Source organism: Rhodococcus globerulus NBRC 14531 (genome assembly GCF_001894805.1).
GTDB classification, from domain to species: Bacteria; Actinomycetota; Actinomycetes; order Mycobacteriales; family Mycobacteriaceae; genus Rhodococcus_F; species Rhodococcus_F globerula.
Genome location: NZ_BCWX01000001.1, coordinates 505,269 through 519,340 on the forward strand (window position 1 = coordinate 505,269; position 14,072 = coordinate 519,340).

Here is a 14,072-nt window from a genome sequence, read left to right on the forward strand (position 1 = left end):
ATGCACTGGCTGTGGAAACTACCACTCGAAAGCTCGTTCGTGTCGGGAGGGTGAATGTTCAGCTAATTCCGGTTCTGGGTCGTGAGGCTGCGCAGGACTACCAGGAGTTCTGAACGGGACTGCGCTCCGACTTTCCGCTTGATGCGCGCGACATGATGTTCGACGGTTTTCGCGGAGATGTAGAGGCGCTCACCGATTTCGCGGTAGGTGAGCCCGAGTACGACAAGTTCGGAGATCTGGTGTTCGCGCTCGGTCAAGGGCGAGTCGGGGAGTGCGTTGGCATCTTCTCTCGAGGAACCAGGCTCAGGTGTGTTGACCCGAAAGGAGCGCGCGAGCTGAAGCAACGTTGTTGCGGACTTGGTGTCGGGTGCCCGAAGCGCGGCCTCTCCCGCAAGGCGCGCAGCGTCCCACGAGTGACCGATTCGATTCAGAGTTCTTGCAGCGGTCTCGATTTCGTCGCCGCTCACCGTTCCTTGAAGGACAAGCAGCCATTGGCGGCCGGCTTCGGCGAGACCTGCGGAATACGAGTGGATCTTGGCTGATTCCGCGAGCGCACGCGCGTGCGGCAGCAGATCAGCCGGGGATTGTCCCAAAATCGCGGCCTGGACGCCGTACCAGTGAAACAGCGACGACCACAGCGGCGGATCGCCGAGCAGCCGTAGCAGATCCTGAGCCTCGTCGATGAGATGGTCGACGTGTTCCGTATCGCCGAGACGAACTGCGGCCAGCCACAATTCGCAGATCGGCAACAGATCGAGCAGATTGACGCTGCATTCGAAGAGGGTTCCCGACGCCCGAGACCACGTGCGACGCACGTCCTCGAGGTCACCGAATCTCCGGGCGACACCCACTTCCAACGCTAGGAGAAACAATGTGTCGCGCTGGCCGAGGGTATCCGTGAGCGCTGATTCGGGGATGTCGGCGACGGGGTTTTCACTGCCGGCGAGCAGTGCTGCCCACGCGGCGAGAATCTGATGACGGGCCCACAGATGGCTGGACGTGTCGTGCGCCGGGGTTGCTTTCGCCAGAACGTCTCTAGCCCGATCATGTGCTCCGGTGTGCATGAGTGCAGTGGCGACGATGGCAGCAGGGGAGTCGGCCTGAAAGCGCGAAGCCCCAGGAGATCGAGGCAGTGTCAGCGCCCGGGACATCGTGTTGAGCGCAAGCGGAGGCGGTCCCGTCAGCGACTGCATGAGTCCACGGGCGAGCAGGCCGGTACCGGTACTGCCTGGCGATGGTGCGCCGCTGGTTCCGGCGAGCATCGCTGCGGCGTCGTCGATGCGGCCGGACGCGACGAGGAGGATCGCCCCGAATGCCGATTCCGCGTCTGCTCGCGCGGGGCCGAGCCACGCGTAGAGTTCTGCGCCGGAGGCGATTTGACCGCACACTGCGGATACCGCTGCTGAGATTCGCACTGCAACAGCTAGATCGGCGTCTTGTGCGCTCTGATCGCCGAGTATCGAATCTGTCAGGCTGACAGCGGTATCGAGGTCGCCGCGCGAGGCCGCGCACTCCGCGTGGTGCAGCATGGTTTCGGCAGAAGGGGATTCGATCACCGCAGCGCGCTGGTACAGATCGGCGGCCGTAGCGGAGGTGGCGCGCTTGGCGTGCTCGTAGAAGTGGTGTGCGATCCCCGGGTGACGTACTCCTGCATCAAAAAGTCGCACAGCGGTGTCGATATCGAGAACGCCCGCTTCGATGCGCCGGTCCAGTATTCGATCCAATGTCGCGCGCTCGGAGCCGACTCCGAGAGGATGCGCCAGTGATTCGACGATCGCGGGGGATTGCGCAGCAAACAGTCCCGTTCCCAGCGCGCGATCGAATGCGTCGCTCGGACCGCCGAGTTCCAGTTCGTCGGGCGCGAGATTGTGCACGATACTCGAGATGTGCAGAATCTCGCGTTGCCAGGCATCGAGCGCACCCACGGTGCGGGCGAAGTACCCCCGAAGTGCATCGTCGACGGTCTGACGCCCCCGAACCGGCGACCGAAGGGCCGCGTCGAGGGCACCGAAATGTCCACCCGACAAGAACTCGAGATCGCTGGCTTCGTCCGGCGCGAGTGAATGCCCGTACCCGTTCGCGAGTGCCTGAATATCCGAGCAGCGCAAGCGGTCCAGGTGGAGTACCGAACCTGACGCGGAGAAGTCGGCCGCAGTGTCGGCCAGACGCGGATCGACCATGTCCGTCGCCACGACGGCTGAGATGTTGGGGCGTCGCAGCGTTTCGAGGACCTTCGCAAGCTCGGCCGCGTCGAGGTCCAGCGCGTTGTCGATCAAGAGAACGGTATCGGGCCCACGGTCGTCTCCGGTGAAATCGGCTGTCACGACGACGGCTTCGCGGCCGATCAAGCGTCGGTGCACCGCTGCGACAAGCTGTGGCCGAGCACTTGCACCGGAACCGGTGACAAACAACCTCAGCGGTTCGGCCTCCAGGTCGATAGTGCTCAGAAGGTCACGGATATAAGGAGATTCACTGTTCACGACGCAGCCTCGGCTATCCGACGGGGAAGCGTGGGATGGCCGTTGGCAGTGTCAGTTGGTCCGGGAATTGCGGCGCGACAACAACGGGAAGCTCCGGAACCTCGAACGCCGGGACCTGTGGAATCTGAAATGGCGAACCGGAGTCGACGTTCTGCTGGGCGGTCGTGGGATCGGAGTTCGGCTGCGCGGCAGCAGGTGGGTCTGTGGCTACTGGTGCGGCGGGCGCACCCGTTCCGGCAGCCCCCGTCGTCGCGACGCCCACAGATCGGGTGCCGGGGGCGGGCGACCCGGTGACGGCGACGGCCACGCCCGTCGATGGCGCGGCGTCGGCCACCGGTTCGGAGCCCGATGGCGCGCTCGGGTTGGACACTGTTGCGGAAGTAGGGGATTCGATACTCGGGTCGGCGGAACTCGAAGCGGGTTTGATCTTGTCCACGGCGGTACCGATTCCGAGTCCACCAGCCGCGAGGATCGCACACGCGCCGACGACAGCTGCGACGATGCCTACTCGGGACGAGCGCCGCGCCGCCGATGTGGCCTCGGGGTCCGAAGTAACAACAATCGGTGTCGAGAATGCCGGAACGGGAATCGGTTTCGGCTGCGAATGTTCGACGGCAGTAGCGGTATTTCCTATTGCGGTTGCGCGAGTCGCAGCTCCGGCCGCCGCGCAGGATCGTGGATCCGGTGCGGCGATCATCGGTACTCGGAGTTCGGACGACAACAGTTCCGCGACCAGCGGGATGGACGAGCTACCGCCCGCGAGAACAACATGACTGACGTCGTTCGACTCGACACCGGCTGATCGCATCGCCTCGTATACCAAGGCAACCGATCGTGTGATCGCGGGACGGAGTAGGTCTTCGAGTTCAGACCGGACAAGCCGTAGGTTGTGGGAGCCGCCGGGAAGATCAACGTGGACAACCGTTTCGGTATCGAAAGACAGTGTCTCTTTGGCCTCGCGAGCGTGGCCACGCAGCGCTGTCAACGCGTCGAGCGTTTCCGGCATGGACGTGTCGATGTGTGTATCGCGGTCGAATTCAGCGAGCAGATGCATCGTGACAAGATGATCGAAGTCGTCTCCGCCGATATCGTCGGAGTGCAGGGGCTTGCCGACGATCGTGGTATTCCCACCAGTGGTGGTCACGACAGTGACGTCGAGCGATCGGGCACCCAGATCGAAGACAACGGTGAGCCCTTCCGAATCGGGGTGACCGGAGGTGCGCAACCAGTCCACCACGGCGATCGGCTCCGCGACCAGCGTCGTATTTACCGCGGTGGCGTCGTGAATCATTCTGGTAGACAGGGCGTTTTCCAATGTCGAAACCGCGTGACGGCTCCACCAGGCGGGATGGGCGATGACAACGTGGCTCGGCTGGTCGTGATCAGCAAGAGCGTCGCGCATCAGCGTCGTAATCGCTACCGCGGTGAGGTCCTCGCCGCGATGTGGGGTCCCGTCGGCGGAGAACAGCGGAACCGGGTCACCCACGCGTTCCACGAAATCGGTGAAGACGCTGCTCGGATCCAGTTGAACGACACTGTCACTCCGCACGGTACGTCGGGAGCTTGCGGGGGCGTCGTCGAGTTTGTCGACGACGGCCACCAGAGTTGTCGAGCCGATACCGATGCCGAGCCCTGCCTCCATGAAAGTGAACTCCTCGGTAGTGGATGGTCGAACGCCCGTCGCAGTTGTCTGCAATGTCGGGATGAAGGACGGGTTTGTTACTCCCCGGAGGCTCCTCGATGCGAAGTAGGGGAGCGATCCCCTATCGGGGGCAAATCCCCTAACGCCGATACCGGGGGATTCTCCCTGCGATCTGGAGCAGGAGTGGGGGCGTTCCCCGTTGGGGTCGGCGCTCGATCGACTTAGCGTTGACGGCAGTCGATTCGCATGCAGCGAAGCACCATCCGCTCGAACCGCGATATTCACCAAGATTCTAGGAGAACCCATCATGGCTACCAATGCCGTACTCGAATTCATTCTCGGTCTGTTGCGTGACGACGAGGCCGCCGCTCAGTACTGCGCAAATCCCGTCGCAGCACTCAATGCAGCCGGCCTGTGCGAGGTGAGTCCTGCCGACATCGTCGCCGTTGCACCTCTTGTTGCCGAGTCCGGACTTTTTGCCGGAGCGGGCGCTGACCTGTCCGCGATCGTCAACGCCGGAACCCAGGCGGCCGGAGCACTCGGTGGCACGCTGGGTGGCGGATTGGGTGCTGGCCTCGGTTTGGGAGGCAGCGTCGGTCTCGGCGCGGGAGCCGGATTGGGTCTCGGCGGCGCGCTTGGTGGTGAGTTCGGTGGTGGCATAGACGTCGCCGGTGATTTTGCCGCGGCACTGAGCGCTGCCCTCGCTATCGGTGGCGACATCAGTGCGCAGCTCGGAGCCGCTTTTGGTGGCGTCATCGAAGCTGGTCTCGGGCTTGGCTCGGCTGTTGATCTGGAGGGCGTTCTCGATATCGGAGCACAGCTCAGTGCGGCTCTGAGTGGGGCGCTGGGTGTGGGCGGTTCCCTCACCGCTGAGTTGGGTGCGGCCCTGGATGCTGCGATTGCAGCGGCCGGTGGGCTGGACCTGGCGGCCGGGCTTTCCGGAGCGTTGGCGCCGGTGTTCGCGGTCGGTGGGGATATCGGTGCGGGCCTCGGTCTTGCGCTCGGTGGGGTGCTCGACGGCGCCGCTAGCCTCGACGGACTCCTCGCTCTCGGCGGTGGGTTGGGTGCCGGCCTGTCAGGCGCACTCGAATCGGCGTTGGCACTCGGTGGTGGCATCGACGTCGCCGGTGATCTTGCCGGTGCTCTGGGCGCGGCGCTCGGATTCGGTGGGGACATCAGCTCGCAGCTCGGAGCTGCTTTTGGCGGAGTCCTCGAAGCTGGTCTCGGTCTCGGTTCCGTGGTTGATCTGGGGGGAGCTCTCGACGTCGGAGCTCAGCTCAGTGCGGCTCTGAGTGGGGCACTCGGAGTGGGTGGCTCTCTGACGACCGAGTTGGGTGCGGCTCTGGACGCTGCGATCGCCGCGGCCGGTGGACTGGACTTGGCGGCCGGGCTTTCCGGAGCATTGGCACCGGTGTTCGCGGTCGGTGGGGATATCGGTGCGGACCTCGGTCTGGCGCTCGGCGGAGTGCTCGACGGCGCCGGGAGCCTCGACGGGCTTCTCGCACTCGGCGGCGGATTGGGCGCAGAGCTGTCGGGCGCACTGGAATCGGCGTTGGCACTGGGCGGCGGAATCGATCTCGGCGGCGATCTGAGCGCTGCCTTGTCCACTGCACTCGCGGCCGGCGGATCGATCGGCACCGACCTCGGAGCGTCTCTCGGCGGCACTCTCGGAGCATTGACGGACGTCAGCGCACTGACCGGGCTGGCCGGCGATCTTGATCTCGGCGCCGTACTCAGCGGGGCGCTGACAAGCGCACTGGGAGTGGGCGGCAGTCTCGACACCGGGGTGGAAGCTGCATTGGCAGGCGCTCTGGATTCAGCTCTGGCTCTCGGCGGCGGACTCGACCTCGACGCCGTACTTGGCGGAAGCGCGGATCTCGGAACCGAGCTTTCCACGGTGCTGTCCGGTGCTCTGGGCGGTGGAGGATCGGTCGGAGCAGACCTCGGCGGCGCACTCGGCGGCGTGTTGAACGGATCCACAGGCTCGGCAATCGGCGGCGACGCCGTCGCAGGGCTTGGTGCGTCGTTGGATGCAGCACTGAACGCCGGCGGATTCGATACCGGTTCGATCGGCGCAACCCTGCCCAGCCTCGACCTGGGGGCCGTGAACCTCGGTTCCGTCAGCGCGGATCTGCCGGAACTCGATCTCGGCAGCTTCTCGGCCGAGGGGCTGGATATCGGCGGGGTCAGTGCGGGCCTGAACTCGACGGTTGGCGGCGTGCTTGACGCAGGTGCCGGTCTCGATGCAACAGCCGGCCTCGACGCGGTCACTGACGCGGCGACGCAGATCGGTGGCTCGCTCGAGGGCGCACTTGGCGGTTCAGGCGCACTCGGTGGATCGTTCGATGGCGGTCTGGGCGGTTCATTCGACGGCGGTCTTGGTAGCTCGACCAACCCCTGGTCGTCGATCGACGCCAGCGACGTATTCGGGACCGGATCAAGCGGATCGCTGGCTGCTGATTCCTCGGAGTCGTTGTTCGCGCCGGACTCGGTTGCCGACGTTGTCGAGCAGGTCGATCCGCTGGCAGTACTCGACAACCTGCACCCCTGAGTCAGCGGGTAGGGAAACGGACTGATGTAACAATTCCGGCCCTGTGTGCGCTAAGCGTGCAGGGCCGGAATTGCCGAATCGGAAGAACTGCGAGTCGACGGAACACATGGAAACTGCAGCGGATCAGGTCAGCAGTCGTAAGGCACGCGTCGCGTCGGCGGCCGCGTCGTTGCTCGATCGAACGGCGGTACTTGCGAGAGATATCGATCGATCCGATCTGGTCGCACGCGCCGAGAGCGCGCTGGTGCGCGTCACCGATCCCCGGATTCGCATCGTTGTCGTAGGCCCGCTCAATCAGGGCAAGAGCCAGTTCGTGAATTCGCTGCTCGGTTGCGACGTGTGTTCCGTCGGAGACGACGAGACAACGGCCGTTGCGACGGTAGTTCAGTACGGGGAAACCGCTGGCGCAGAGCTGGTTCTGGCCGAACCTGGTAGTGAACCTCGGAGAGTTCCGCTCCCGCTCGACGAGTTGCTCGGCATAACGCCCGCAACACCACGGGCCGACGGACGGGAAGTCCTCCGCATCGACGTTTCCGTTCCGAGCCCGCTGTTGGCCGACGGGCTGGTCTTCATCGACACACCGGGCGTCGGAGGGCACGGAAATCCGCATGCTGCTGGAACTTTGGGATTGATTACGTCGGCAGATGCGGTGCTGGTGCTCTCGGATTCGAGTGCGGAGTTCACCGAGCCTGAAGTCGCGTTCATCCGGCAGGTCCTGAATCTGTGCCCCGTTGTTGCCGGTCTTGTCAGCAAGACGGATCTGTACCCTCACTGGCGTCGGATTGTCGACGCAAATCATGGTCACCTGCAACGCGCCGGCCTCGAGCTTCCGCTGATTCCGATATCTTCCGTCCTGCGATCGCATGCGCTGCGCTTGGACGACCGGGAACTCGATGCGGAATCCGGATTTCCCGACCTCTATCAGTTCTTGCGGGACAAGGTTGTTGCGCGCGGCGAGGCAAATACGCGGCGAGCGGTGGTGATGGACGTGCAGTCCATTGCCGCCCACTTGTCGCTGGAAATGGGCAGTGAGCTTGCGGCGCTGCGTGATCCGTCGACGGCGCAAGCAGCAGTGGCCGGGTTGCATCGGGCCAGGGAGGTCGCAGAAGAACTGCACAAGAAGACATCCCGCTGGCAGCAGAGCCTCGGCGACGGAATCGCCGATCTCGCGGCAGATATCGATCACGACCTGCGTGATCGCCTGCGCCGCGTCACCCGAGCGGCCGAGGAAACCGTCGACGGGTGTGACCCGGGCAAGGACTGGGATGCCGTCGGGACCTGGCTCGAGCAAGAGATCGCAACAGCCATCGGCGACAACTTCGTCTGGGCGCACGATCGTGCGCAGTGGTTGGCGGAGGTAGTGGCCGAACACTTCGCCGAAACCGGTGACGTGGCGCTGCCGCAGATCGACCTTGCCGACACCGACGCTTTCCTCGAACCTGTTGCGGCGCTGTCGGATCTCGAATCCGGCCGTATCGGCATTACGCAGAAAGTTCTGGTGGGCATGCGCGGTTCGTACGGTGGCGTCCTGATGTTCGGGCTGATCACCACGATGATGGGTATGGCGTTGGTGAATCCGATCTCGATCGGTGCCGGGGTTCTGCTTGGCACCAAGGCTTATCGTGAAGACAAGCAGACACAGGTGCTCAAGCGCCGGGCCGATGCAAAGTCGGCGATCAGGCGCTACGCGGACGACGTGAGTTTCCAGGTGGGCAAGGAATCGAAAGACCGGCTCCGCCTGGTGCAGCGGCTCCTGCGTGATCATTTCACGGACATCGCCGAGCAGGCCTTGCGCTCGATCAACGAATCGTTGCGAGCGACGCAGGAGGCGGCCAAACTGGAATCGAGCGAGCGGGCCGGACGCATCGCGCAACTCGAAGAGAATCTGCGTGCGGCAGAGGAATTGACCACGCGTGCCGGATCGTTGGTCGGCGAGCGAGTGCAAGCGGGCAGGTCTCGGAAGGCTGAGGTCGGAGCATGAACGTCACCGCCACGGAGTCGGCGCGCACGTTGATCGAGCAGGCGCGAGGATTTTATCTCGACAGCCCGGAACTCTGTGCTCAATTGGACGAGTGCGCGGCGCGGTTGGACGAGCCGCTGCGGGTAGCTCTGGCAGGTTCGCTCAAGGCCGGTAAGTCGACACTTCTCAATTCTCTTGTCGGGCAAGATATTGCACCGACAGATGCCACCGAATGCACACGAGTTGTCACCTGGTATCGAAACGGTACGACGCCGAAGGTAAGCGCTACGGACTCCGGCGGCACCGAGTTCCACATACCGGTGGCACGCAACAGCGGCCGGCTGACGTTCGATCTGGGTGTGCGCACATCCGAGATCGTCGATCGAATCGACGTGGAGTGGCCGTCGTCGGCGCTGGCGCGCATGACGATCATCGATACACCAGGCACGTCGTCGCTGTCCACCGACGTGTCGGCCCGGACGTGGAAAGCCCTCGTTCCCGACGACGGGGTGCCCGGCGCTGATGCCGTCGTGTATTTGCTGCGGGCATTGAATGCGACTGACCTGCAGTTCTTGACGAAGGTTGCCGAACACGTCGGTGGTGAATCAGGTCCGCTCGGTGTGATCGGGGTGCTCTCGCGCGCGGACGAAGTGGGCGCGGGCCGAATGGACGCGATGGCGTCGGCCGACGATGTGGCGGGACGGTTTGCCGAGGAACTCGGCCGCTCGGGCCTGTGCCAGTCGGTGGTGCCGGTCGCCGGACTGTTGGCACTGGCTGCCCGAACTTTGCGGCAGAGCGAGTTTGCGGCGTTCGCGGCGCTTGCCGAGGTGCCTGCAGCCGATCTGAGCTCGGCGATGCTGTCGGCGGATCGTTTTGTCCGCGAAGATAGTTCGCTGCCGGTGGATGCGGCGATGCGGGCTCAGTTGGTGGAACGGTTCGGGCTGTTCGGGATTCGGCTGGCGGTGACGTCGGTCAAGTTGGGCGTCGGCGATTCTCCCACGCTGGCAGCGGAATTGCTCCGCCGCAGTGGATTGGACGAGTTGCGTCGGGTGATCGATGTTCAGTTCGGCCAGCGCGCCGACCAACTCAAATCCCATACAGCGCTGGTAACACTGAGCCGACTGCTCGAACGCAATCCGCGCGAGAACACTGCACCGATCGCAGCGTCGGCGGCGCGACTCCTCGCCGACGTGCACGGTTTTCGCGAACTTCGACTGCTCGGGCGGCTCGGATCGGTTCACACCGATCTCTTGCCGGACGATCTCGCAGCGCTGCAGCGATTGATCGGCGGCCACGGAATCAGAACGCACGAGCGCTTGGGGGCGACAGAAGGGGAGAGCCTCGATGCTCAGCGCGCCCAGGCCGCGGACGCAGCGCAGCGGTGGCGCACATTGTCGTCGCACCCACTGTTCGATCAGTTCACAGCGAGAGCGTGTCAGGTCGCAGCGCGCAGCGCGGAAGGTGTACTCGCGGAAATCGTGGCCGAATAGGGATGTCATTAGTCCTGCGCGAGCGAGCCGACGGATCTATGTTGAGTTCGGAATGATCCGGACAAAACGCCTGGTTCGGATTCGGCCTCGTTGGGAGCAGCCCTATGTCGAACGACATCACGTCGAAGTCTCCGGATCGTGCCACGTACGTACTCGGCACACTCATTCTGGTTGCGGCGGTGGCAAACCTCAATCTGTCGGTGGCCAATGTTGCCCTGCCTGACATCGGCAAGGCGTTCGACGCGAGTCAGACGCAACTCAATCTGATAGCCGTCGGGTATTCACTGGGATTGGCAGGCACAGTCCTGTATCTCGGTGCGGTCGGTGACCGGTACGGCCGCAAGATGCTCCTGGTGACGGGTATGGCGTTGTCGATTCCGGCGTCACTCGTCGCGGGGTTCGCAGGCGGCTTCGAAGTATTGTTCGCGGCCCGCATCGTCGGTGGTATCTCGGCGGGCTTGGCGTTCCCGACAACGCTGGCGATCATCACGGCACTGTGGGCGGGGCCGGCGAGGACCAAGGCGATCGCGATGTGGTCTGCGATCGGTGGCGCGATTTCGGCTCTCGGTCCGATCGTTTCCGGGGCCTTGCTCGAGAAATTCGATTGGGGCTCGGTCTTTTTCGTGACCCTCCCGTTGGCTCTCCTGGCCTTGGTGTGCGCGGTGATTCTGGTTCCCGCCCATGTCAACGAGACCACCGATCCGGTTGATCATCTCGGCGGAATCGTGTCCGTCGTTTTCATCGGGGCGCTGGTGTTGTCCATCAACTTCGCACCGGTCAAGGGCTCCGGAACAATGGCGTTGGTCCTGGGCGCGATCGCACTGGTCGCAGGTATCGGGTTCTTCCTGCAACAACGACGCGCAGTCAATCCACTGTTCGACCTTCACGTAGCCGCTCGTCCCACCTTCTGGGTAGCGGCCGTTGGCGGCTTGGTGGTGTTCGGTTCGCTCATGGGCGCAATGTTCATCGGCCAGCAGTTCCTGCAGAACGTACTGAGTTACTCGACGCTGGCGGCGGGTGCGGCCATCATTCCGGCCGCTCTGGCGATGGTGATCGTTGCGCCGCAGTCGGCGACGATGATCGAAAGGTACGGCGCCCGCGTCACTCTGCTCTCCGGTTACCTGTTTGTGGTTCTCGGATTGTTTGTCGCGCTGTTCATGTGGAACGAAAGCACACAGTACTGGCAGGTCGCGCTCGCCTACGCACTTGTCGGTATCGGCGTCGGCCTGGCCGGCACACCGGCATCGCGTTCCCTCACCGGGTCAGTTCCCGTACACCGCGCAGGTATGGCGTCGGGTACCTCGGATCTGCAACGCGACCTGGGCGGCGCCATCATGCAGTCCATTCTCGGTGGAATACTCACGGCCGGGTACGCAAAATCTTTGGGGAATGCGATCTCGTCATCGCCGGAAGCTTCCCAGGTAACCCCCGAAACTCAGGCCGCGCTCACCAAATCGTTCTCCAGCGCCGAAGTTCTGGCAGAGCGCTACCCGCAATACGCGGATCAGATCATGACCGCCGCCAAAAGCGCCTTCCTGGACGGCGATACCAAGGCCTACATTGCGGCAATCATCATCGTGTGCGTCGGCGGCGCGGTGGTGACGTTCTTCTACCCGCATCGCGAGCGCGAGCGTGTTCTGCTGGCGCAGTACGCGGCGGAATCCGATCTCGCAGAGGAGAAGAGTTGAGCGCGCTCTGGTACTGATGGAAGGATGCCACAGCTACTGCACATCGATTCGTCAGCCGACCTTCACACATCGACGTCCCGTGAACTCACCGCGTTGTTCGCTCAGACGTGGGCCGAGATCAGCCCTGAACATCAGGTAGTCGGGTTGGATCTGCACCGGGACCCCCTGCCACACCTCTCGGACGCGGCCCTGCACTACGCACAGCGGCTGCGAGTGGCTGGAGAGCAGCCGGATGCCGACGCAGAAGCACTGCAGGGTCGGGTCATCGAGCAACTCGCTGCTGCGGATGTTGTCGTGATCGGTGCACCGATGTACAACTGGTCGATCCCGTCCACGTTGAAGGCGTGGATCGACTACGTGCATGTCCTGGGAACGACTGTGCCTTTTGATACGCCGCCTGCTGGAACTTCTGCTCAGCCCATGGCGGGTAAGCCGGTGGTGATCGTGTCCAGTCGCGGAAACACCTATGCGCCGGGTTCCGGGAACGAAGGCGACGATCACACCGTTCCGCCACTGGTGCAGGTGTTGGGTGTTTCGATGGGTATGAACGTCAGCGTTATCACCGCGGAACTGACTTTGGCGCAGCGTATTCCGCCCATGGCACCGCTGATCGAGCAGGGGAAGATCAGCCTGAGCGCTGCCCGTGATTCGTTGATCGATCTTGCCCGCACGCTGGGGGCGTGATCAGGACTGGGCGAGCGCCGAGATCATCGACGCCACATCTGCCGGATCCGCGTCGTAACCCGGGAAATAGCAACATACTTCGGTGGCATGATTTCCGAATCGTCGCCGGATTTCGGTAGCGCATTCTTCCGGTGTGCCGACGACAGCAAGTGTTGTCAGCATGGGATCGGTTATCAGTGACGCCATTTCGACGTACCCGCCTCGTTTGGACAGCGCGTTGAGCTGGGGCTGTACGTCGCCCCAACCTTCGATGTCGAGCACCGGCCGGTAGGCGGGGGTCGAGCCGTAGAACGAGAGCAGGCTGCGGACTCCGCGGGCCGCTGCATCCAGTTGCTCGCCGCCACGTCCGACGCCCACGATCACCTGCGGGATGATCGTGAATTCCTCTCGGGTTCGGCCGGATTCGTGGAGGCCGGCGTCGACGGCCGGCAGGGTCCGCTCGAGGAAATGGCGCTCGGAGTGGAACGGCATGACCAGCAGACCGTCGGCCACTGCCGCCGCGGTTCGCGTCATGATCGGCCCGAGTGCGCCCATCAGAATCTGCGGGCGACCGAATGGGTTGGGGCCGGGGTTGAAGGTGGGCGGCATCAGGGTGTGGGTGAAGAACTCGCCGCGGAAGTTCAAGGGAGTTCCGTGTTCCCACGCGTCGAAAATGGCGGTGATCGCGCTGACGGTTTCCCGCATGCGCGCCGCCGGCCGCGACCACGTTGCGCTGTAGCGCTTCTCGATGTGCGGTTTGATCTGCGAACCGAGGCCCAAGCGGAACCGTCCCCGGCTGAGAAGTTGGAGATCGTTCGCGGAATGCGCCAGGTGCATCGGGCTGCGGGGGAGCGCGATGGCGACATTGGTCATGAGGTCCAACTCCACCGACGACGCGGCTTCCACGAGCGGGAAGAAGACGTCGTGTGGGCCTTCGAACGTGAAAAGCCCACCGGCGCCGGTCTGGGCAAGTTCGCGACTGCGGGCGGCCCCGTCGCCGGGTGCGGAGTCGAGCTGAATGTGAACTTTCATCGGCGCACGCCGGTGATCGCCGCCACCGCTACAACCGTGCAGTACAGGAGTGGTCCCCAACCGAGTACGGCGCTCACCTGGTCGGCACCCGAGACCAATGACCGGAATCCCAGACCTGCGGCAATCCCGAGTACGCCCACCACCGCGCCCACGATCCGCGCGGAAGACTTCCGGGCAGACAACAGTTGCACTGTCAGAAGCGTGAACAGAAGTAGAAGGACAGCAGCGGCGCCACTGCCGATCAGGACGACGGTGACCGCGTCGGAGATGTCGGTTGCCGAGTAATCGGGATTGTCCCGCGCGATCGACGCCTCTAGTGCGCTACGGATCTCGGTCAGGTTCACGATCATGATCGCGGCGATTGCCAGGAGTACAACGACGGACCCCGCCCAGGCCGCCATCGAGACTTTTGGTGTTCGGTGAGGCGAGTGCTGGTGCAGCGGACGGATCGAGACAGCGGGCCTCGTGGGACTGGGGCGCGTACCGGCGCTGGGAGATTTGTCGGGATCCGTCACGGGCCGATCGTAACCAGTCCGGGTGATCCGGAGCACATTTCGGAAATTTCT

9 protein-coding genes are annotated in these 14,072 nt (G+C 63.8%); 5 read left to right on the forward strand and 4 right to left on the reverse strand.

Features of this window, described 5'->3' with window-relative positions; translation table 11 throughout:
• Positions 1–62 precede the first annotated feature (62 nt).
• Together RG2_RS02130 and RG2_RS02135 are read right to left on the reverse strand one after the other, a co-directional pair.
• A complete protein-coding gene (locus RG2_RS02130) occupies positions 63–2,480 on the reverse strand; it encodes a helix-turn-helix transcriptional regulator (protein WP_051730631.1) in 2,418 nt (805 codons plus the stop codon).
• Positions 2,481–2,493: 13 nt separating this feature from the next.
• Positions 2,494–4,122 (reverse strand): Hsp70 family protein, encoded by a 1,629-nt coding sequence (locus tag RG2_RS02135; protein WP_051730630.1) that lies wholly within the window; start codon positions 4,120–4,122, stop codon positions 2,494–2,496.
• Between the two features lie 307 nt (positions 4,123–4,429).
• Between RG2_RS02135 and RG2_RS02140 the strand changes: the two genes are divergently transcribed.
• The 5 genes from RG2_RS02140 (at position 4,430) to RG2_RS02160 (ending at position 12,495) form a co-directional block, all read left to right on the forward strand.
• The gene (locus tag RG2_RS02140; RefSeq protein ID WP_033235716.1) at positions 4,430–6,673 is read left to right on the forward strand and encodes an IniB N-terminal domain-containing protein; all 2,244 of its coding nucleotides are present in this window, start codon (positions 4,430–4,432) and stop codon (positions 6,671–6,673) included.
• A gap of 106 nt (positions 6,674–6,779) precedes the next feature.
• Complete coding sequence (locus tag RG2_RS02145; protein WP_051730629.1) at positions 6,780–8,654, forward strand: dynamin family protein; 1,875 nt, start codon at positions 6,780–6,782, stop codon at positions 8,652–8,654.
• A complete protein-coding gene (locus RG2_RS02150) occupies positions 8,651–10,123 on the forward strand; it encodes a dynamin family protein (RefSeq protein WP_033235715.1) in 1,473 nt (490 codons plus the stop codon). Before RG2_RS02145 ends, RG2_RS02150 begins: the two co-directional genes overlap by 4 nt.
• A gap of 104 nt (positions 10,124–10,227) precedes the next feature.
• The gene (locus RG2_RS02155; RefSeq protein ID WP_033235714.1) at positions 10,228–11,811 is read left to right on the forward strand and encodes an MFS transporter; all 1,584 of its coding nucleotides are present in this window, start codon (positions 10,228–10,230) and stop codon (positions 11,809–11,811) included.
• A 24-nt stretch (positions 11,812–11,835) separates the two neighbouring features.
• Positions 11,836–12,495: an FMN-dependent NADH-azoreductase gene (locus tag RG2_RS02160; protein WP_033235713.1), complete on the forward strand. Its 660-nt coding sequence runs from the start codon at positions 11,836–11,838 to the stop codon at positions 12,493–12,495.
• Here RG2_RS02160 and RG2_RS02165 read toward each other — a convergent pair whose 3' ends face one another.
• Together RG2_RS02165 and RG2_RS02170 are read right to left on the reverse strand one after the other, a co-directional pair.
• A complete protein-coding gene (locus tag RG2_RS02165; protein ID WP_033235712.1) occupies positions 12,496–13,506 on the reverse strand; it encodes a TIGR03617 family F420-dependent LLM class oxidoreductase in 1,011 nt (336 codons plus the stop codon).
• Positions 13,503–14,021, reverse strand: coding sequence for a hypothetical protein (locus tag RG2_RS02170; protein ID WP_051730651.1), 519 nt, complete (start codon positions 14,019–14,021; stop codon positions 13,503–13,505). Before RG2_RS02170 ends, RG2_RS02165 begins: the two co-directional genes overlap by 4 nt.
• Positions 14,022–14,072: the final 51 nt, after the last annotated feature.

Coding starts and splice junctions, on each gene's coding strand:
- RG2_RS02135 (WP_051730630.1), bottom strand. CDS start 4,122: ATGGAGGCAGGGCTCGGCATCGGTATCGGCTCGACAACTCTGGTGGCC.
- RG2_RS02140 (WP_033235716.1), top strand. CDS start 4,430: ATGGCTACCAATGCCGTACTCGAATTCATTCTCGGTCTGTTGCGTGAC.
- RG2_RS02145 (WP_051730629.1), top strand. CDS start 6,780: ATGGAAACTGCAGCGGATCAGGTCAGCAGTCGTAAGGCACGCGTCGCG.
- RG2_RS02150 (WP_033235715.1), top strand. CDS start 8,651: ATGAACGTCACCGCCACGGAGTCGGCGCGCACGTTGATCGAGCAGGCG.
- RG2_RS02155 (WP_033235714.1), top strand. CDS start 10,228: ATGTCGAACGACATCACGTCGAAGTCTCCGGATCGTGCCACGTACGTA.
- RG2_RS02160 (WP_033235713.1), top strand. CDS start 11,836: ATGCCACAGCTACTGCACATCGATTCGTCAGCCGACCTTCACACATCG.
- RG2_RS02165 (WP_033235712.1), bottom strand. CDS start 13,506: ATGAAAGTTCACATTCAGCTCGACTCCGCACCCGGCGACGGGGCCGCC.